Annotated in this window: 19 protein-coding genes, 1 tRNA gene and 1 riboswitch; of the genes, 14 read left to right on the forward strand and 6 right to left on the reverse strand. The window is 62.5% G+C overall.

The features are described 5' to 3' along the window. Positions 1–100: 100 nt before the first annotated feature. The 5 genes from WN982_RS17335 to glyA form a co-directional block, all read right to left on the reverse strand. Positions 101–910 carry a PilW family protein gene (locus tag WN982_RS17335; protein ID WP_341313146.1) on the reverse strand — a complete coding sequence of 270 codons (810 nt, stop codon included), beginning with the start codon at positions 908–910 and terminating at the stop codon, positions 101–103. Beyond that, on the reverse strand, positions 907–1,353 hold the full coding sequence (locus WN982_RS17340) for a hypothetical protein (RefSeq protein WP_341313147.1): 447 nt from the start codon (positions 1,351–1,353) through the stop codon (positions 907–909). Before WN982_RS17340 ends, WN982_RS17335 begins: the two co-directional genes overlap by 4 nt. Then, positions 1,350–1,910 carry a GspH/FimT family pseudopilin gene (locus WN982_RS17345; RefSeq protein ID WP_341313148.1) on the reverse strand — a complete coding sequence of 187 codons (561 nt, stop codon included), beginning with the start codon at positions 1,908–1,910 and terminating at the stop codon, positions 1,350–1,352. Before WN982_RS17345 ends, WN982_RS17340 begins: the two co-directional genes overlap by 4 nt. 205 nt (positions 1,911–2,115) lie before the next feature. Further along, entirely contained in the window at positions 2,116–2,598 is a 483-nt protein-coding gene (gene nrdR, locus WN982_RS17350; RefSeq protein WP_115103844.1) for a transcriptional regulator NrdR, read from the reverse strand. Between the two features lie 6 nt (positions 2,599–2,604). Beyond that, complete coding sequence (glyA, locus tag WN982_RS17355) at positions 2,605–3,852, reverse strand: serine hydroxymethyltransferase (RefSeq protein ID WP_341313149.1); 1,248 nt, start codon at positions 3,850–3,852, stop codon at positions 2,605–2,607. Between the two features lie 166 nt (positions 3,853–4,018). After that, a riboswitch (ZMP/ZTP riboswitch) is annotated at positions 4,019–4,127 on the reverse strand. 238 nt (positions 4,128–4,365) lie between these two features. On the opposite strand from glyA, the gene ydfG reads away from it, so the two are divergent. The 12 genes from ydfG to WN982_RS17415 all read left to right on the forward strand — a co-directional run bounded on the left by ydfG (position 4,366) and on the right by WN982_RS17415 (position 13,688). Then, positions 4,366–5,112, forward strand: a complete 747-nt coding sequence (ydfG, locus tag WN982_RS17360) for a bifunctional NADP-dependent 3-hydroxy acid dehydrogenase/3-hydroxypropionate dehydrogenase YdfG (protein WP_341313150.1) — start codon at positions 4,366–4,368, stop codon at positions 5,110–5,112. A 70-nt stretch (positions 5,113–5,182) separates the two neighbouring features. Next, the gene (ybgC, locus tag WN982_RS17365) at positions 5,183–5,662 is read left to right on the forward strand and encodes a tol-pal system-associated acyl-CoA thioesterase (RefSeq protein WP_341313151.1); all 480 of its coding nucleotides are present in this window, start codon (positions 5,183–5,185) and stop codon (positions 5,660–5,662) included. Between the two features lie 155 nt (positions 5,663–5,817). Then, a complete protein-coding gene (tolQ, locus tag WN982_RS17370; RefSeq protein ID WP_012431821.1) occupies positions 5,818–6,495 on the forward strand; it encodes a protein TolQ in 678 nt (225 codons plus the stop codon). A 10-nt stretch (positions 6,496–6,505) separates the two neighbouring features. Next, a complete protein-coding gene (tolR, locus tag WN982_RS17375) occupies positions 6,506–6,952 on the forward strand; it encodes a protein TolR (protein ID WP_341313152.1) in 447 nt (148 codons plus the stop codon). Then, positions 6,949–7,905, forward strand: a complete 957-nt coding sequence (gene tolA, locus WN982_RS17380; RefSeq protein WP_341313153.1) for a cell envelope integrity protein TolA — start codon at positions 6,949–6,951, stop codon at positions 7,903–7,905. Before tolR ends, tolA begins: the two co-directional genes overlap by 4 nt. Before the next feature lie 149 nt (positions 7,906–8,054). Then, the gene (gene tolB / locus WN982_RS17385) at positions 8,055–9,347 is read left to right on the forward strand and encodes a Tol-Pal system beta propeller repeat protein TolB (RefSeq protein WP_341313154.1); all 1,293 of its coding nucleotides are present in this window, start codon (positions 8,055–8,057) and stop codon (positions 9,345–9,347) included. 32 nt (positions 9,348–9,379) lie between these two features. Further along, the gene (gene pal / locus WN982_RS17390) at positions 9,380–9,889 is read left to right on the forward strand and encodes a peptidoglycan-associated lipoprotein Pal (RefSeq protein ID WP_341313155.1); all 510 of its coding nucleotides are present in this window, start codon (positions 9,380–9,382) and stop codon (positions 9,887–9,889) included. 19 nt (positions 9,890–9,908) lie between these two features. Then, a complete protein-coding gene (ybgF, locus tag WN982_RS17395; protein WP_341315830.1) occupies positions 9,909–10,658 on the forward strand; it encodes a tol-pal system protein YbgF in 750 nt (249 codons plus the stop codon). Between the two features lie 187 nt (positions 10,659–10,845). Next, positions 10,846–10,921 (forward strand) — tRNA-Lys (locus WN982_RS17400). Positions 10,922–11,146: 225 nt separating this feature from the next. Beyond that, positions 11,147–11,806, forward strand: a complete 660-nt coding sequence (locus WN982_RS17405) for a TonB-dependent receptor (protein WP_341313156.1) — start codon at positions 11,147–11,149, stop codon at positions 11,804–11,806. 335 nt (positions 11,807–12,141) lie between these two features. Next, a complete protein-coding gene (locus WN982_RS17410) occupies positions 12,142–12,510 on the forward strand; it encodes a hypothetical protein (protein ID WP_341313157.1) in 369 nt (122 codons plus the stop codon). Positions 12,511–12,869: 359 nt separating this feature from the next. Continuing rightward, positions 12,870–13,688, forward strand: a complete 819-nt coding sequence (locus tag WN982_RS17415) for a mechanosensitive ion channel family protein (RefSeq protein WP_341313158.1) — start codon at positions 12,870–12,872, stop codon at positions 13,686–13,688. Positions 13,689–13,794: 106 nt separating this feature from the next. Here WN982_RS17415 and WN982_RS17420 read toward each other — a convergent pair whose 3' ends face one another. Continuing rightward, positions 13,795–14,466 (reverse strand): DedA family protein, encoded by a 672-nt coding sequence (locus tag WN982_RS17420; RefSeq protein ID WP_341313159.1) that lies wholly within the window; start codon positions 14,464–14,466, stop codon positions 13,795–13,797. A 310-nt stretch (positions 14,467–14,776) separates the two neighbouring features. Here WN982_RS17420 and mutL point away from each other — a divergent pair, with 310 nt between their 5' ends. Then, the gene (gene mutL / locus WN982_RS17425; protein ID WP_341313160.1) at positions 14,777–16,810 is read left to right on the forward strand and encodes a DNA mismatch repair endonuclease MutL; all 2,034 of its coding nucleotides are present in this window, start codon (positions 14,777–14,779) and stop codon (positions 16,808–16,810) included. Positions 16,811–16,853: 43 nt separating this feature from the next. Then, positions 16,854–17,801 carry a tRNA (adenosine(37)-N6)-dimethylallyltransferase MiaA gene (gene miaA / locus WN982_RS17430; RefSeq protein WP_341313161.1) on the forward strand — a complete coding sequence of 316 codons (948 nt, stop codon included), beginning with the start codon at positions 16,854–16,856 and terminating at the stop codon, positions 17,799–17,801. Positions 17,802–18,286 lie beyond the last annotated feature (485 nt).

Here is an 18,286-nt window from a genome sequence, read left to right on the forward strand (position 1 = left end):
CGGCCGAGGCGGACGGTGCAACCGTTCCCGCCGGCAGGATGAGCGCGTCGATATCGCACAGACAACGCCGCACGTCGACTCACGTAGCATCGTCTTCCCGTCACAGCGAATCCTCCGCTTGATTACGTATCGCGACTCGCCGCCAGAACGCCTGCCGCGCCCGCTTATCAACACCGACGACGCTAGCACCGTCGCAGTCGACGTAGCGCAAACGCCGCCCCAGCGGCGCACCTCGCACGAGCACACAGAGATCGACGGCAACAACCTTCGCCCATTGATCGGCGCTTACCGCCGACGCGTCGATCGCGCTCAGGCCGCCGGCCAGCCAGTACCGGAGCCGCACGCGCTCAACGCCTTCGACCAGCGGCTGTGCGGAACCAGCCTTGCCGTTACCTTCGCAGTACAGCTCCGGTTCGCCCGTCGAGCCGCTGATCCTGGCGAAGTAGCGATTGACGACCGACACGCCCTGGCCACCGAGCGCCGCGCTATTGCTGGTCACGGACTGCCCCAGGCAGTCGGTGGATTGGCCGGTTGCCGATGGCCACGTCGAAATGTTGTCGCCGACATAGCGAACCGCGACGCCGTCGGAATGACTCGCCAACGCCTCGCAGGCGAGACCGTCGTCCGCGCCGACTGGGCGACCACTCGAACAACCGAACAACGGTGGCGGACTGTTGAACCTGGCTGCATCCGCAGGCACGAAACCGGCCATCTGAAGCTGCTGGCCGATCAGCGTGAGCGCAATCAGGCCGGCTTCGCGGACCCGCACCGAATCGCCCGAGCGCTCGAATGCAGCCCGCTGTGTTGTATAGAGCGACACCGCGCCCGCGGTCACCACCAGCCCCAGCGCGATTGCGATCACAAGCTCAGCCAGAGTATGGCCGCGCGCCATATGCAAACGCTGCATCATTTCGCGAACGCCAGCGCAACGCATGAGGAGCCTGCGGGAACGTCCGCGCCGCCACAGGGCTCAGGCTTGTCGATGACGTCGCCGGAGCGCGGCATGTCGCGCAGCGCTGCCCACGTCACGCGTGCGGTGGACACGCTGCCGCTTTCGCCCACAGAGGCTTCGCCGCGTGGCAACAGGGACGCCGCGCGCGCGCTCCATTGCCTGACCACAGACTCGCCCGCAGACGGCATGCACATTGCCTCAGCGACGGAATCGGCTATCCACGCGGCGTGCTCGCGCATTGCCATCGCGCGCGCTTCACGTGCGGTCCACAATTGACCGGCGATCAAGCCGAGAGCCGTCACCGCCATCAGTGCTACGGCGAGCATGACTTCGATCAGCGAGCTGCCGCTGTGCTTTACTGAATAGCGGAGCAACCATGGGTTCAATGAATATCGGTTCATGACGACGCTCCGCATGCGCCTTCGACGATCCGCGCGCGGCCACCCGCCGCAATACGGATGCAGCGCCGCCACTTGTCGCCCTGAGTCGCTTTCGACGGCACGCGCGGTGCAATGTCGAAGCTGCGAAAGGCGCCGATCAATTGCCCGGCCGGCGGCGTGAACGTGAGATTCGTCTGCGTCCCGGTGATGCTGACCGCCGCAAGCTGCGGGTGCGCGCGCAGCAGCGAAAGCGCGCCACCGCGTTCAGTCAGGACTGCCCAGCCGCACGACCAGTCGGAAAAGCCATCGCCGCACGCTTGTCCCGCGGCAAGACAACGCCGCGCAGCGTCGATCCGGCAGACGGTGACGCGCGCCCCGCGCCGCAATGCTTCGCTGCGCGCATAGGCCAGTGTTGAAGCGAGCGCTCGCGCGCGCGCATCGATCTGATCGCGCACGTGCCACGCTACAAAGGAAGGTGTCGCTATCACCGCGATCACTGCCAGCAGTGCGACGACAACCAGCGTTTCGACAAGCGTAAAAGCGCGGCGCGGCCGCAAACAGACTGCGTTCCATTTCATCTGCATCCCTGATCGTTGCAAAGAATGCAGCCAATCTAGCGATTTGGAAACGCGTCAACAATCGGCCGAATGGCCAGGTGGCACTCAGACGCTATCCCGCGCAAAAATGCACGCGTGACGAACCATAATGGGAGCGGAGATGCTGATGCGCGAACAAACGCGAGAGAAAACAGAGACTCGAACGCAAGTCCGAGAACAGCGCCAATCAGCGCTTGCGGGGAGGTTTGGGAGGCGAGGAGGCGCGGCGAAATTCTTCGATCACGTCTTCGAATTCGGAGACGTCTTCGAAGCGCCGGTAGACGGACGCAAAACGAACATAGGCAATCGTGTCGAGCGCGCGCAACTCGTTCATCACGAGTTCGCCGAGGCGCTCGCTGCGCACCTCGCGCTCACCGCTACCGAGCAATTGATACTCGATGCGGGCAACCGCCGCATCGATCTCGTCCGCAGCCACCGGGCGCTTGCGCAGCGCCAGTTGCATGCTCGCGACGATCTTGCGGCGGTCGAATTCCGTGCGGCTGCCATCCTTCTTGACGACCGACGGCAACGCCAGCTCGACCCGCTCATACGTCGTAAAACGTTTGTCGCAGGCCGGGCAGCGGCGGCGCCGGCGAATCGTTGCGCCGTCTTCGGATACGCGGGAATCCACAACTTGCGTATCGGCGTGCCGGCAGAAGGGGCAGTGCATGACGGCTTAGCGGTAGACCGGGAAGCGCTGGGTCAACTCGGCGACCTGCGCGCGCACGCGTTCGATCGTGGCCGCGTCTTCCGGATTGTCCAGCACGTCGGCGATCAGGTTACCCACCTGCTCCGCTTCCTTGACGCCGAAACCGCGCGTGGTCATGGCGGGCGAGCCGAGACGGATACCGCTTGTCACGAACGGCTTTTCCGGGTCGTTCGGAATCGCGTTCTTGTTGACCGTGATGTGCGCCGCGCCGAGCGCCGCTTCCGCAACCTTGCCGGTAATCTTCTTCGCGCGCAAGTCGACCAGCATCACGTGGCTTTCGGTGCGGCCCGAGACAATGCGCAGACCGCGCTTGACCAGCGTTTCAGCCAGCACGCGCGCGTTTTCGACAACTTGCTGCTGATACGCCTTGAATTCCGGCGACAGCGCTTCCTTGAACGCGACTGCCTTACCGGCGATCACATGCATCAGCGGACCACCCTGAATGCCCGGGAAGATTGCCGAGTTGATCTGCTTTTCGAACTCCGCCTTCATCAGGATCACGCCGCCGCGCGGGCCGCGCAGGCTCTTGTGCGTGGTGGTGGTGACGAAGTCGGCGTGCGGCACCGGGTTCGGATAGACGCCCGCGGCGATCAAGCCGGCGTAGTGCGCCATGTCGACCATAAAGTACGCGCCAACCGACTTCGCGATCTTCGACATGCGTTCGAAATCGATACGCAGCGCGAATGCGGATGCGCCGGCCACGATCAGCTTCGGCTTGTGCTCTTGCGCAAGCTTTTCAGCCGCGTCGTAATCGATGTCTTCGGCTTCGTTCAGGCCGTAGCTCACCACGTTGAACCACTTGCCCGACATGTTGACAGGCGAACCGTGTGTCAGGTGACCACCGTGCGCGAGGCTCATGCCCATGATCGTGTCGCCCGGCTTGAGCATGGCGAAGAACACGCCCTGGTTCGCCTGCGAGCCAGAGTTCGGCTGCACGTTCGCGGCTTCCGCGCCGAACAGTTGCTTGACGCGGTCGATCGCCAGTTGTTCGGCGACGTCCACGAACTCGCAGCCGCCGTAGTAGCGCTTGCCCGGATAACCTTCAGCGTATTTGTTGGTGAGTTGCGAGCCTTGCGCAGCCATCACGGCCGGGCTCGTGTAGTTTTCGGACGCGATCAGTTCGATGTGCTCTTCCTGACGGCGGTTTTCCTGCTCGATGACCTTCCAGAGTTCAGGATCGACGTTGGCGATGGTGCTTTGGGCTCTGTCAAACATACGGATTCCGTTGAGTGTGTTCAGGTTGACCGGATCGTGCGCCGAATCTTGCGTAGAGGGTACGCGGCGCTGCTGGCGGCTGGGCCAGCCCTGACGTGGCGGATGGAGAGACGCCGCACACGCGAGGCAGGACAGCCACCGTCAGCGCAGATAAATGCGCGCGGATCACGGCTGCCCAGGCGAACGGCAAAACGGCACCCTGCGCTTCACGGTGGGTTGCTCCACCTTGAACCCGATTGGTTGTATCGGTTCTATCGCCAGTCACGCAGGGATGAGCGCGTTAGTTTATTGGAAGAGGATCGAATAGGCAACCGCCTCGCTGCCGCCCCGGCGGGCGCTCGCGGGACGTGCCGCGGCGCCGGTGCGCGGGTTCCGCAAACGTCTGATAGAAGTTCGCTGGCAAGCCGGGTCGAGCGCCTGCCACAGCCGCTTGTGCGGCTCGTTCATTCTTGCCGCAGCGCCGCATTGGAAGTAGGCTTGGGACCTTTCTCTCTTACCGACCAGGGAACTGCAATGATCGTGTTCGTCACCGGAGCGTCCGCGGGATTCGGCGCTGCTATCGCTCGCGCTTTCGTCAAAGGCGGCCATCGCGTCGTCGCCACCGCGCGCCGTAAGGATCGCCTGCAGGCACTCGCCGACGAACTCGGCGACGCGCTTTTGCCGTTCGAACTCGACGTGCGCGACCGCGCGGCCGTCGAAGCCGTGCCGGCCGCGCTGCCGGCCGATTTCGCCGCGATCGACGTGCTCGTCAACAACGCCGGCCTCGCGCTCGGCGTCGAGCCGGCGCAAAAAGCGAGTCTGGACGAGTGGAACACCATGATCGACACCAACTGCACAGGCCTCGTGCAGGTCACGCACGCGCTCTTGCCCGGCATGGTGGAGCGCAACCGCGGGCACATCTTCAACCTCGGCTCCGTGGCCGGCCGCTGGCCGTACGCGGGCGGCAACGTATACGGCGCGACCAAGGCATTCGTCCGACAGTTCAGCCTGAACCTGCGCGCCGATCTGGCCGGCACCGCGCTCCGGGTGACCGACATCGAACCCGGCCTGTGCGGCGGCACCGAGTTCTCGAACGTACGTTTTCGCGGCGACGACGAAAAAGCGGCCAATGTGTACCAGAACGTACAACCGCTGACGGCCGAAGATATCGCCGACTCGATCTACTGGATCGCCACGCGCCCGGCCCACGTCAACATCAACACGATCGAGTTGATGCCGGTGGCCCAATCGTTCGCCGGTTTGGCGATTCATCGCGGCTGAAATCGCGGCTAACGCCCGCCAGACGGGGCGCACATCTTGAAACAGACCTCGGGGTGTACGTTCCGGTAAAATGCGCCGCATGAATATGTCGACCAGCCAGCCCGGCACGGAAATCGGCTTCACGTGGCCAATCCGCGTGTATTACGAAGACACCGACGCCGGCGGCATCGTGTTTTACGCGAACTATCTGAAGTTTTTCGAGCGGGCGCGCACCGAATGGCTGCGCGCATGCGGCGTCGACCAGAACCGGCTCGCGGACGAAACAGGCGCGCTCTTCATCGTGCGCAGCACCGCAGTCGACTACCGGGCGCCGGCCCGGCTCGACGACATCGTCAAGGTAGTAAGCCGGATCGAGCGTCTTGGCCGTGCGTCGGTCGACTTCGTGCAGGAGGCGTGGCGTGACAGCACGCTGCTTGCTGCCGGCGCCATCCGGGTCGGCTGTGTCGACCGCACCGCGCTGCGGCCCGCCGCGATTCCGCCATCCGTGCTCGCCGCCTTGCGGCGCGGGCCGGGCGCGAGCGGCGGCGGCATGTCAACGAACAACGTCTGAACCCCGTTGTTACGGGGCCATTGAACTCGTATCGATCAAGCAACACAAAGCATGGTTCGGCTTGCGGTGTCGCCGATGCTTCCGTTTTGCTCACGGCAAGCTTCGAGTGACCTTGCAGCCGGACGCCCCCTTCCGGGACGTTAAAACGAACCTTTATGAACACTACACAAGATCTGTCGATCGTTTCTCTCGTACTCAACGCGAGCCTGCTGGCGCAGGCAGTCATGGCGCTGTTGCTGTTGTTGTCGCTGTTGTCGTGGACTTTCATCTTCCGCAAGTGGTTTGCGATCCGCCGGGCGCGCGCGCAAACTGAACGTTTCGAACGCGATTTCTGGTCGGGCGGCGACCTTCAAGCCCTTTATCAAAGCGCCGCGAACAACCGCCACACGATCGGTGCGCTCGAACGGATTTTCGAGTCCGGCATGCGTGAATTCCTGAAAGGTAAAGAAAAGCGCCTGAACGATTCGGGCGCGATTCTCGATGGCGCACGCCGGGCAATGCGCGCCGCGTTCCAGCGCGAAATGGACGTGCTCGAAGCGAACCTTGCGTTTCTCGCGTCGGTCGGTTCCGTCAGCCCTTACATCGGCCTGTTCGGCACGGTGTGGGGGATCATGAATGCGTTCCGCGGCCTCGCCAACGTGCAGCAGGCCACGCTTGCGAACGTGGCACCGGGCATTGCCGAAGCGCTGACCGCCACCGCAATCGGCCTGTTCGCGGCAATTCCGGCCGTGGTCGCCTATAACCGTTACGCGCACGATATCGACCGCCTGGCGATCCGCTTCGAGACCTTCATCGAAGAATTCTCGAACATTTTGCAGCGCCAGGCACAGTAAGGAGTCCACGATGGCAGGCTCTCGCCCCTCCAGCATGCGCGGTGGCCGTTCGCGCCGCGCGATGGCCGACATCAATGTCGTGCCGTACATCGACGTGATGCTCGTGCTGCTCGTGATCTTCATGGTGACCGCGCCGCTAGTCGCTCCGTCGATCGTCAATCTGCCGACCGTCGGCGGCGCCGCGCCGCAGCAGCAGACCCCGCCCGTGATCGTCAACATTCGCGCGGACGGCAATATGAGCGTCAAATACAAGGACGACGCTGGCGTACAACAGCAGGAAGACATGACGAAGGCCGATCTGAACGGCTTCATCACCGATCGCGCGCAGTCGCACCCTGACCAGCCGGTCGTGATCGCAGCCGACAAGACCGTGAAGTACGAAGTCGTGATGAACGTGATGTCCCAGTTGAAAGCTCGGGGCGTCAAGCGCGTTGGATTGCTCGTCAAATCACAATGATCCGCAAGAATTCCGAATACCCGCTCCAGCCACCGCGTGAAAGCGGCACCGGGCGAGCCTTTGTGTTCGCGCTGGTGATGCATGTGCTGCTCGGGTTCTTCCTGTACCACGGCATTCAATGGCAGAACAGTACGCCCGAAGGCGCGGAAGCCGAACTGTGGACCGAAGTGCCGGATTCGGCGATTCCGCGTCTGCCCCCGCCGCCGCCCGTTCCGGTGGCCCCTGCCCCGCCGCTGCCTGACGAAAAGGCCGACATCGCGCTGCAGGAGAAGAAACGCCAGCAACAGGAAGCCGCTCGCCAGGCGCAACTGGCAGAGCAGCAGCGTCAACAGAAGCTGCAGGCTCAGCAGGAAGCCGAGGCCAAGCGTCAGCAGCAGCTTGCTGAACAGGCGGCGCAACTTGCCGCGCAGAAAGCCGCGGCTGCCAAACAGAAGCAGCAACAGCAGCAATTGAAAGAACAGCAGCAAGAGCAGCAGAAGCAGGCTCAGGCTGACGCGCAGAAGAAAGCCGACGAGCAGAAAGCGGCGAAGGCCAAAGCACAAGCCGACGCTGCCGCGCAGGCGAAGAAGCTCGACGCGGAACGTCGCGCGCGACTTGCTCAGATGCAAGGCATGGCCGGCGGCGCAGGCTCGACCGGCAACGGACTCGCGAAGAGCGGCACGGGCAGCGGCTCGGGTGGCACGGCGACGTCGCCGGGTTATGCCGACAAGGTGCGCCGTGCGGTGCGTCCGAACATTTCATGGGGTGGCGAAACGGAAGGTCTGGAGACGGTCATCTCCGTGCGTTGCTCGCCGACGGGCACCTTGCTGAGCGCGACAATCTCGCACAGCAGCGGTAATCCTGCCTGGGACGACGCGGCGCTGCGGGCCGTCCAGCGTTCCGATCCGATGCCTCAGGACATCGACGGGAAGACGCCCGCCAGCTTCAAGATTACGTTGCGGCCGGCCGGTTAATACCGGGGCGGCGCGCAACCTGAAGGCTAGTTGACAGCAGACGCAGCGCCCCGCCAGGCGTGGCGCGGCCGGGAACGAATTGGTTGTTTTCGGGTCTGTCTGCTGTCGTGAAGTGTTAGTAAAACCGTTTTTTGGGGAATCCATACAGCATGAGTTTGATGACCAAGCTAGGCCTGCGGACACTTGTAGCGTCGTGCCTGATCGCCGTGGGCGGCGCCGCCCACGCACAACTCAACGTCCTCGTGACAGGCGTCGGGTCCACCCAGTTTCCGATCGCAACGGCGAATTTCGCCAATGAAGCGAACTCGCCGCAGCAGGTCAGCACGATCGTGCGTCAGGATCTGCAGCGCAGCGGCAAATTCACGAACATCGACGCGGGCGGCACGCCGGTTTCCGAAACGGATTCCGTCGATCTCGGCAGTTGGAAGGCCAAGGGTGCCAATGCGTTCGTGTCGGGCAGCGTGAACCGCCTGCCGAACGGCCAGTACGAAGTGCGCTTCAAGCTGTACGACACCGTCAAGGGCGAAAGCCTCGGCGGCCTCGTGCTGGTGAGCCCGGAAAGCGGGCTGCGCATGAGCGCGCACAAGGTCGCGGACTACATCTACGCGAAGCTGATGGGTGGCCGCGGCGCGTTTGCCACACGCCTGTCGTACGTCATCAAGACGGGTGGCCGCTATCAGTTGCAGATTTCCGATTCGGACGGCCAGGACGCGCATATCGCGCTGTCGAGCCCCGAGCCGATCATCTCGCCGGCGTGGTCGCCTGACGGCACCAAGGTCGCGTATGTTTCATTCGAAAAAAAGAAGCCGATTGTTTATATCCACGATCTGCCTACGGGCCGTCGTGTGGTCGTCTCGGACCAGAAGGGCAATAACAGTGCGCCGGCATGGTCGCCGGATGGACGCACGCTGGCCGTTGCGCTTTCGCGCACCGGCAACACGCAGATTTTCGCCGTCAATGCGGACGGCAGCGGCCTGCGGCGCCTGACGCAAGGCAGCTCGATCGACACTGAACCGTGTTTCTCTCCTGACGGCCAGTCAATCTATTTCACCAGCGACCGTGGCGGCGCGCCGCAAATCTACAAGATGTCGGCCCAAGGCGAAAACGCCGGCGCCGCGCAGCGCGTAACCTTTACGGGCAGCTACAACACCAGCCCGCGCGTGAGCCCGGACGGCAAGCAGCTCGCCTATATTTCGCGCGTCGGCGGCGGGTTCAAGCTGTACATCCAGGACCTGCAGGGCAACACGGCCACGGGTCTGACCGATACAACACATGACGAATCGCCGAGCTTCGCGGCGAACGGTCAGTACATTCTTTACGCCACACAGGTGAACGGCCGTGGCGTCTTGGCCGCTGTATCGACCGATGGTCGCACTCGGCAGGTCCTGTCCGTTCAGGGCGGCAGCGTACGGGAGCCGTCCTGGGGCCCGTTTATGCAATAACGTTTATGCAACACACACAAGGAGAGCAACAAATGATGTCTAAACTTCGTTTCGCATTTGCCGTATTGATGGTCGGTGCGCTGGCCGCATGTCACTCGGGCGTCAAGCTCGACGAAAATGCCAACAAGGGTGGTGCGGTCTCGACGCAACCGAACCCGACCGATGTCGCACAGGTCAACGTCGATCCGCTGAACGATCCGAACAGCCCGCTCGCCAAGCGCAGCATTTACTTCGACTTCGACAGCTACTCGGTCAAGGACGACTACCAATCGCTGCTGCAACAACACTCGCAATACCTGAAGAGCCATCCGCAACGCCACATCCTGATCCAGGGCAACACCGACGAACGCGGCACCAGCGAGTACAACCTCGCACTCGGCCAGAAGCGCGCTGAAGCTGTGCGCCGTTCGCTGTCGCTGATGGGTGTGACGGACTCGGAAATGGAAGCCGTGAGCCTCGGCAAAGAAAAGCCGCAAGCAACCGGTCATGACGAATCGTCGTGGGCACAAAACCGCCGCGCCGACCTCGTGTACCAACAGTAAGTAACGGGTGATGAGCCGAATGACGCATCGTTTCTCCTGGCTGCGGTTTGCCGCAGCGGCCTGCGTCGCGGGCACGGCCTTCGCGGCCGTGCCCGCTCACGCGGGTATCTTCGACGACGATCAGGCCCGTCAGGCCATTCTCGATCTGCGTTCGAAGACCGATAGCCTGTCGAGCCAGCTGTCGGCCGCGCAGCGCACGATCCTCGATCAGACCAACCGCCTCGACCAGATGAATCAGCAAGTCGCGACGCTGCGTGGACAGAACGAGGATATGGCCAACCAGCTCGCCGCGCTGCAGAAGCAGCAGAAGGACTACTACACCGACCTGGACACGCGTCTGAAGAAATTCGAGCCGCAGCAACAGACGGTGGAGGGCGTCCAGGGCGAGGTGCAGCCGGGCGAAACGGAATCGTTCAATGCGGCCTCACAACAGTTTCGCAGCGGCGACTTCAAGAATGCGGCAGCGTCGTTTCGCAGCTTCATCTCCAAGTTCCCGAACAGCCCCTACCAGCCGACCGCGCAGTACTGGCTCGGCAACGCGCTGTACGCACTGCGCGACTACAAGGGCTCGACGGCAACGTGGCAAGGCGTCGTAAAGAATTACCCGCAGCATCCGCGTGCGCCGGAAGCGCTGCTCGCGATTGCGAACAATCAGCTTGAGCAGGGTCAGAAGGCTGCGGCCAAGAAGACGCTGGAGCAGATCGTCGCGCAATACGGCGGTTCGGACGTCGCGCAAACGGCACAAAGCAAGCTGTCGCAGATCAAGTAGTTGTTTGGCGTTCAGCAGTTAGCGGTAAACGCGCAGTGTCCGCGGTCAAAAGCCACGCGCGCCTCTCGCCGGAAAGCCCGGGGTAGTCATACCTCGGGCTTTTCATTATCCGCAGTGCCGCGCGCCGAAATGGCCGTGATGGGTTGACAGCCCTCAGGGGCTATCGCTATAATTTCGCTTCTCTTTTGGGTCGTTAGCTCAGCTGGTAGAGCAGCGGACTTTTAATCCGTTGGTCACAGGTTCGAATCCCGTACGGCCTACCAAAAGATTCAAGGGCTTACACGCGTTTGCGTCGTAAGCCCTTTTCTTTTTGCGGCGCACTTCCCCCTCCCCCCACGCATTCGCCGCAATAGTTCGCAACCCCACAGACTGCCCGCATCGCCGGCACGCATGATCTTTACACGGCGCCAATAGAGCGCCCGAAAAAGACCACGAGACCGGGCAGCAAAGCAAAATGACCACGCCGCCCACACGCCCAGGGGGCGCCCATGAAAACTACAAAGTTAATCTGGGTAGTAGGTTTGGCGATATCGATCGAAACCGTGTCCGCTCAGGAGATATTCCTTCAGGGCGGCACGCAAGGGGTCGGGATCGGCGCGGCGCTGAACGTCACTTCATGGTTCGGATTGCACGCCGACTTCAACGCGATCAATTTCTCGCACAACTTTACGGTGGGTGGGAATCGTTATGAGGATGGCGTGCGCCTTCGCCAGGGAGGTGTCTACGGCGACCTGTTTCCGTGGTCGAACTGCGGCTTGCGCGTCACCGCCGGCCTCCGTTTCACCGACGACGAGGTCAGCGGCAACTCCGTCCCCACAAACGGCACCTACACGTTCAAGGGCAAAATAACGCCGGCGTTTCCCGGCGAATATGCGACGGCCACCGTCAAATACCCGACCGTCATGCCATACCTGGGCATCGGTTACGGCTTCCAACCCGCAGCGAAAGGATTTGGTCTGATTGCCGAACTCGGTGTCGCTTACGGCATACCCCACGTTTCCTACACGCTGTCGCCGGCCCTCGCTCAGGTGGCCGGTCCGGCGAAGAGCCAGGACATCGTCGCGACAGGGCTGCAGCAACTGAGGGACAAAGCTTCGCCCTACCGCTGGTATCCGACGCTGCAAGTCGGTGTTTCGTACCACTTCTGATTGCACGCCAGAACCCGTCCGGAACACATCGGTTTGCGTCGACCCGGCGCGCGGGATAAGTCCGCTGCCGCGAAGCACCTCTCAAGCAGGCATCGTCGTTTCGACCTTATGCGACATATTCCTACAGTCTGATTCAAACACACGCATGCTGACGGGAGCGTCGTCCGACAGCGTACCGGTTCATCAAAGGACAATACAACGGACTCCGAACGTTGATATTTATTGAGACGTAAAGACGTGCGATGATCGCCGCCGGTTCTGCGAAACACGCCGCAACGCTGTGTGAGCAGCCGCTTTGGCAACACCGCAGATTCCTGCGCCTTCACTCCGTCAACATGACCAATTTTCTGTTCGATCTCGTCTCGAACCTGGTTTTTCTAGCGATCGTGCTGGTCGCGTGTCGTCTGTGCAACCGGCTCGTTCCCAACGCCACGCTCAATGGTGCGTATGTTTTCGTCGCACTGACGTCGACCGCCTTGCTGCTCGATGCGGCGCTCACCTTTCTGGTGTTCGCCGATGTGCAAAACCGCTACGGCAAGTTCAGTACATCGTCCGCATTCTTCGAGCGTGCCGGCGCGGATGCGCTTGCAGCCATTGCCGCACTGGCGTGGGAGTATGTAGCTCGCCGCACGCGCCCCGCCAAAGCCGGCGGCACCTTGACCATCCACACCTCCCCATATTCCGAATCGCATCTGCCGATGTAACCCAACGCGCCGCCGTCAGCACCGTAAGTCGCCGGCTACAAAGCCGCGGCAAGAAGGTGCGCTGAGGCAAGGCAAAGGGAAACCCGAGCACCATAGCTGCAAGCATGGCAACCAGCCCTACAAGTGTCAGGGCACGGCCGGCTCAATCCGTTCGAAGTGAAGCTGCCGAGCAGTCCGTTTTCTCCAGCCAGGCAATCCGCATAACAGACAGGAACGGTCCTTGCGCATGCGAGAGCCGTCGCCTATAACTTCCGGAGACCGCGTGTTGCTGTTTACGTACGCCCGTTGCCGGGCATTTGCCTCTGTATTGCGCCACCTCCGTTCAATCAGTCGAAGGCAATTTAACAAACGAGGACATCTTGGATCTCGAAACCGTACGCGTGTTCATCATGACCCGGTGCATCGACCTCGGCACCAAGGTCGTCGGCGCGATCGCCTTGTGGATCGTCGGCCGCTGGATCATTGGCCTGATCACCGGCATGCTCCGCAAGCTGCTGGCGCGCAATGGCCGCGTCGATCCCACGCTGGCTCATTACCTCGGCTCGATTCTCGGCGCCCTGCTCAACCTGCTGCTGATCCTTGCGATTCTGCAGGTGTTCGGCGTCCAGACCACCTCGTTCGCCGCGTTGCTCGCCGGTCTCGGCCTCGCGATCGGTACCGCGTGGGGCGGCTTGCTCGCGCACTTCGCAGCGGGCATCTTCATGCAGCTGCTAAGGCCGTTCAAGGTCGGCGACTTCGTCATGGCGGGCGGAGTAACCGGCACAGTCTCGGAACTCGGCCTGTTCGGCACGACCATCGTGACACCCGACAACGTGACGACCATCGTCGGCAACAACAAGATCTTCTCCGACACGATCTCGAACTACAGCGCGCTGCCGGTGCGGCGCGTCGAGTTGACCGCGAAGATCGCCAACGGCGTCGATCCAACGGACGCGATGAGCCGGCTGAAGGCAGCCGTGACGAAGATTCCGAACGTTGCCGAGAGCCCCGCGCCGGACATCGAGGTGCTGAGCTTCACGCCGGAAGGACCGTTGTTGTGCGTGCGGCCCTACACGAACAACAGCACTTACTGGCAGGTCTATTTCGACACCAATCGCGCGATCATTCAGACCTTCAAGGATGCCGGCTATCCGACACCGGAAACCCCGCTTGCGCCGCGCGCAGTGACCTCCCAGTGACCTGAAAGATTGCCTGAGCGAAAGGGTTTCTCTGCAATGAAATGAAAACGGCGTCGCGAGATTCGCGACGCCGTTTGTTCGTCTGGGCCACACGCTATCGGAAGTGTCAGCGGCTGTCCGTCTTGGCCGCGTTCTTGCGCGTCACCTTCCACAGCGCGCCGAGCAGAACCGGCACCACCGCCGCGCCGATACCCACCAGCACGATCACATTCAGGTACTGACGAATGAACGGAATGTTGCCGAAGAAGTAGCCGAGCAACACCAGCAACAACACCCACAACAGTGCACCAACGATGTTGAAAAGCTGAAACCGGCTCACCGTCATCTGTGAGGCGCCGGCAACAAACGGTGCGAAGGTCCGCACTACCGGGATGAAACGCGCCAGCACGATGGTCTTGCCGCCGTGCCTCTCGTAGAAATCATGAGTCTTTTGCAGCGCGGTGCGGTCGAGGAAGCGCTCCAGAAAAGGTATGTGCGAATTGAACACCCGTGGTCCGATGGCCCGCCCGATCATGTAATTGACCGTATTGCCCGAGACCGCCGCCACGAGCAGCAGCACGATCAGCAACCCGATATTCATTCCGCCGGTCGCGCAAAAAGCGCCGCCGATGAACAGCAGCGAATCACCCGGCAGAAACGGCAATACGACAAGCCCGGTTTCGCAAAACACGATCAGAAACAGCACCGCGTAGACCCAGGCACCGTACTCGTGGATGAAGACTCCCAGAAACTTGTCGATGTGCAAGACAAGGTTTGCGAACTGCAGCAGCGTGTCCAAAAAGCGTCCTTTATAGAGCGAATGTGTGCGAGAGGCGAGAACGGCCGTGTTAGCGGGCCCGCGAGCGATGCGCGGCGAGCGCAAGCTTACCGCCGGAAATTGACCGCGTCATGATACCGAAAGTGCCCGGAAGCGCTTAAAAATCTGCGGTGGGTAGGCAACTTCGATTCCGTGCGGCGGGTTGTACGCCACGCTCTCCCATCCATGACCGTCTTGCTGCCGGGCCGTGTCGCTCGGGTCGCCGAACTACTGAGTCCAGGGTATTCGGCCCGCGTCCGGTCCCTACGCGCCGAATCGCTATAATTTCGCCATGTCCGAATTCTCCGAAACGCCTGCCGACACCAACGCCCCGGCCGCAGCTCTCGCCGCCGCGCCCGTCCCACGCCCGTTGCGGGCAATCCAGCCCCTTCCCGACCAGTTGATCAGCCAGATTGCCGCCGGCGAAGTGGTCGAGCGGCCGGCTTCGGTGGTCAAGGAGTTGCTGGAAAACGCACTCGACGCCGGCGCGCAGACCCTGCGCATCGTGCTCGACGAGGGCGGCGTCAAACGCATCTCGATCACCGACGACGGCTGCGGCATCCCCGAAAGTGAACTGGCGCTCGCGCTAATGCGTCATGCGACCAGTAAAATCCGCTCGCTCGCCGAACTCGAGGCCGTTGCCACGCTGGGTTTTCGCGGTGAGGCGTTGGCGTCGATTGCGTCGGTCGCGGAGATGTTCGTCACGAGCCGCACCGCCGATGCACCGCACGCCGTGCGCATCGACGCGCAAACCGGCGTGCTGAGCCCTGCTGCCGGCACCCAAGGCACCACGATCGAAGTCCGCGAGCTGTACTTCAACACGCCCGCGCGCCGCAAATTCCTGAAAAGCGAGCAGACCGAACTCGGCCATTGTCTCGAGCAGATTCGCCGTGCCGCGTTGGCGCGGCCGGACGTGGCGATTTCTGTACTGCATAACGGCAAGGCGGTCGAACACTGGAACGCCAGCGAGCCGCCTGTGCGGGTCGCGAAAATTCTCGGCGAGACCTTTGCGACAGCCCATCTGCCGCTCGACGAATCGGCCGGACCGCTTGCCGTCTATGGCTGCGCCGGCCTGCCGACCGCGAGCCGCGGGCGCGCCGACCAGCAGTATTTTTTTGTCAACGGCCGTTTCGTGCGCGACAAGCTGCTCACCCATGCCGTGCGCGCCGCGTATGAAGACGTGCTGCACGGCGACCGGTATCCGTCCTATGTGCTGTTTCTCGATCTGCCGCCTGAAGCGGTCGATGTGAACGTCCATCCGTCGAAGATCGAAGTGCGGTTTCGCGATTCGCGCTCGATTCACCAGTTCGTGTTCCACGCGGTACAACGTGCGTTGGCGCGACATGCGGGCGCGTCGCCGGAAACCACGGCGGGCGGGCATGCGGCTCACCTCGAAGCCGCGGCAGGTGGTCCGGCTTCGTTTGGCGCAACGCCACTCGGCGGCGCGGGTGCTGGTGGCTTCGGCGCGACGGGCACGGGTGCTGGTGCAGGTGGTCCCGGTGGTGGATTCGGATCTCAGCAGCCGGGCAATACGTGGATGCGGCAGGCGCGCATGACGCAGGGCACGCTGCCGGTTGCGCAACCGCTGGCCTTTTACGACGCGCTGTTCGGCCGTAAAAACACGAACGTCGGCACCGCCGACGGCGCGACGCTCTTCGAGGCGCGCGACTCCGCGGCCGAAGGGCCGTCGCCGTATAACGCGTCCGCGCCTTATATAGCCCCCGCCTTCCACGCATCCGATGAGCAACCGCTCGGTTTCGCGCTCGGCCAGATTCACGGCATCTACGTGCTTGCGCAGAATGCGCATGGGCTGGTGATTGTCGATATGCACGCCGCGCACGAGCGCATTCTGTACGAACAGTTCAAGAACGCGCTGTCGGATCGCACGATTGCCGTGCAGCCGCTGCTGATCCCGCAGACGATGCAGGCCGATCCGATTGAAATCGGCACCGTCGAAGAAGAGCGCGACACGCTCGACGCACTTGGCTTCGATCTCGCCGTGCTGTCACCGACTACGCTCGCGATCCGCGCAGTGCCGGCCCTGCTGAAAGACGCCGATCTGCAGGCGCTCGCGCGCGCGGTCCTGACCGACTTGCACGCGTTCGGCGGCTCGCGCGTGCTGACTGAGCGCCAGCACGAACTGCTCGGCACGCTGGCGTGCCATCACGCGGTGCGGGCGAACCGGCGCCTGACGCTCGATGAAATGAACGCGCTGCTGCGCCAGATGGAAGCGACCGAGCGCGCCGACCAGTGCAACCACGGGCGTCCGACCTGGTATCAGTTGACACTGTCCGATCTCGATCGGCTGTTTATGCGCGGGCAATGAGGGTGAGCCTGATCACGTTTCTTCCGCGCGCGCCGGCTTGCCTATGACTTCACGTATTCCCACGCCGGTGCCCTGCCTGCTGGGCCCGACCGCGTCCGGCAAAACCGCTGCCGCGCTGGCTTTGGCCGCACGGCGGCCGGTGGAAATCATCAGCGTCGACTCGGCGCTGGTTTATCGCGAGATGGATATCGGCACCGCGAAGCCGACGGCGGAAGAGCGCGCGCTGGCGCCGCATCATCTGATCGATATTGTCGATCCGGCTGACGCCTATTCAGCGGCGGATTTTCGCACCGACGCACTGCGCCTGGTCGGCGAGATTAGTGCTCGCGGGCGGGTACCGTTGCTGGTCGGCGGGACCATGCTGTACTACAGGGCGCTGACGCAGGGCCTGAACGACCTGCCTGCCGCCGATGCCGACGTGCGGGCGACGCTCGACGCCGATGCCGCGCGCGATGGCTGGCCGGCAATGCATGCGCGGCTTGCCGCAGTCGACCCTGTTACTGCTGCGCGCCTCGCGCCGAACGATTCGCAGCGGATTCAGCGTGCGCTTGAGGTTTTTATGCTGACCGGGCAGGCGATGTCTGTTTTGCTGGCGGCGCCCCCACGCTTTGATGCTGCTGCGCAGGCTTGGCAGTTTGTGCCGATTGCGTTGGAGCCTTCTGATCGGAGCGTGCTGCATGCCCGCATTGAGCGGCGGTTTGATGCGATGCTGGCTGACGGGTTCGTCGACGAAGTGGTGAGGTTGCGCGGGCGCGGGGATTTGTCGCCGGGGATGCCGTCGATGCGGTGTGTCGGATATCGGCAGGTTTGGGAATATCTCGATGGAGTGGTCGATTACTCGACCATGCGGGATAAGGGGGTTTTTGCTACCCGGCAATTGTGTAAACGCCAGTTGACGTGGCTGCGGGCGATGCCTGAGAGGGTTGTTGTTGATTGTTGTGATGTTGGCGCTACCGCGCGGGTTGTTAGTGCTGTTGATGAGTTAATTTGAGATTTTTTTTGCCTTCGCGGCGCTTTGGTTGTTCGCCTGCGGTGGTCGCTTTTTCCTGGTTTTTTTGCCCGCGCGGCGCTTTTTGTCTGTGTGCCTGCGGTGGTGGCCTTTCCTTGATTTCTTAGTGGTCTATTAGCTTCGCCCCTGTGCGGGGCAGGCACTTACTTTCTTTGCCGCCGCAAAGAAAGTAAGCAAAGAAAGCGGCTTCACACCGCTAATTCTTAAGCGGATCCCCTGGCTTGGAGGAGGCAGTGGAGCATCTGGAATCGGTGTTCTCGCACACTCCGCCCTGGTGACAAGGCAGTCATACTTCCGGCGGCGCTGCGCGCGCCGTAGCGGTACTTCCCAACCCCGATGGGGCGTACGCGCTTCCGGCATCATCCTTCCCGCCTCGCACTGCGTGCTCGCCGGAACGGTGTGCAAGGGAAACCAGTGACTTCGTTTGCGGGCGGCTGGGGCCATCGGCTTCGCCTCGGTGCGGCACC

It is taken from the genome of Paraburkholderia sp. IMGN_8, assembly GCF_038050405.1.
Lineage (GTDB): Bacteria > Pseudomonadota > Gammaproteobacteria > Burkholderiales > Burkholderiaceae > Paraburkholderia.

Coding starts and splice junctions, on each gene's coding strand:
- WN982_RS17335 (WP_341313146.1), bottom strand. CDS start 910: ATGATGCAGCGTTTGCATATGGCGCGCGGCCATACTCTGGCTGAGCTT.
- glyA (WP_341313149.1), bottom strand. CDS start 3,852: ATGTTTGACAGAGCCCAAAGCACCATCGCCAACGTCGATCCTGAACTC.
- nrdR (WP_115103844.1), bottom strand. CDS start 2,598: ATGCACTGCCCCTTCTGCCGGCACGCCGATACGCAAGTTGTGGATTCC.
- WN982_RS17405 (WP_341313156.1), top strand. CDS start 11,147: ATGAAAACTACAAAGTTAATCTGGGTAGTAGGTTTGGCGATATCGATC.
- ydfG (WP_341313150.1), top strand. CDS start 4,366: ATGATCGTGTTCGTCACCGGAGCGTCCGCGGGATTCGGCGCTGCTATC.
- tolR (WP_341313152.1), top strand. CDS start 6,506: ATGGCAGGCTCTCGCCCCTCCAGCATGCGCGGTGGCCGTTCGCGCCGC.
- tolQ (WP_012431821.1), top strand. CDS start 5,818: ATGAACACTACACAAGATCTGTCGATCGTTTCTCTCGTACTCAACGCG.
- pal (WP_341313155.1), top strand. CDS start 9,380: ATGATGTCTAAACTTCGTTTCGCATTTGCCGTATTGATGGTCGGTGCG.
- mutL (WP_341313160.1), top strand. CDS start 14,777: ATGTCCGAATTCTCCGAAACGCCTGCCGACACCAACGCCCCGGCCGCA.
- WN982_RS17410 (WP_341313157.1), top strand. CDS start 12,142: ATGACCAATTTTCTGTTCGATCTCGTCTCGAACCTGGTTTTTCTAGCG.
- ybgF (WP_341315830.1), top strand. CDS start 9,909: ATGACGCATCGTTTCTCCTGGCTGCGGTTTGCCGCAGCGGCCTGCGTC.
- ybgC (WP_341313151.1), top strand. CDS start 5,183: ATGCGCCGCATGAATATGTCGACCAGCCAGCCCGGCACGGAAATCGGC.
- WN982_RS17340 (WP_341313147.1), bottom strand. CDS start 1,353: ATGAACCGATATTCATTGAACCCATGGTTGCTCCGCTATTCAGTAAAG.
- tolA (WP_341313153.1), top strand. CDS start 6,949: ATGATCCGCAAGAATTCCGAATACCCGCTCCAGCCACCGCGTGAAAGC.
- WN982_RS17345 (WP_341313148.1), bottom strand. CDS start 1,910: ATGAAATGGAACGCAGTCTGTTTGCGGCCGCGCCGCGCTTTTACGCTT.
- tolB (WP_341313154.1), top strand. CDS start 8,055: ATGAGTTTGATGACCAAGCTAGGCCTGCGGACACTTGTAGCGTCGTGC.
- miaA (WP_341313161.1), top strand. CDS start 16,854: ATGACTTCACGTATTCCCACGCCGGTGCCCTGCCTGCTGGGCCCGACC.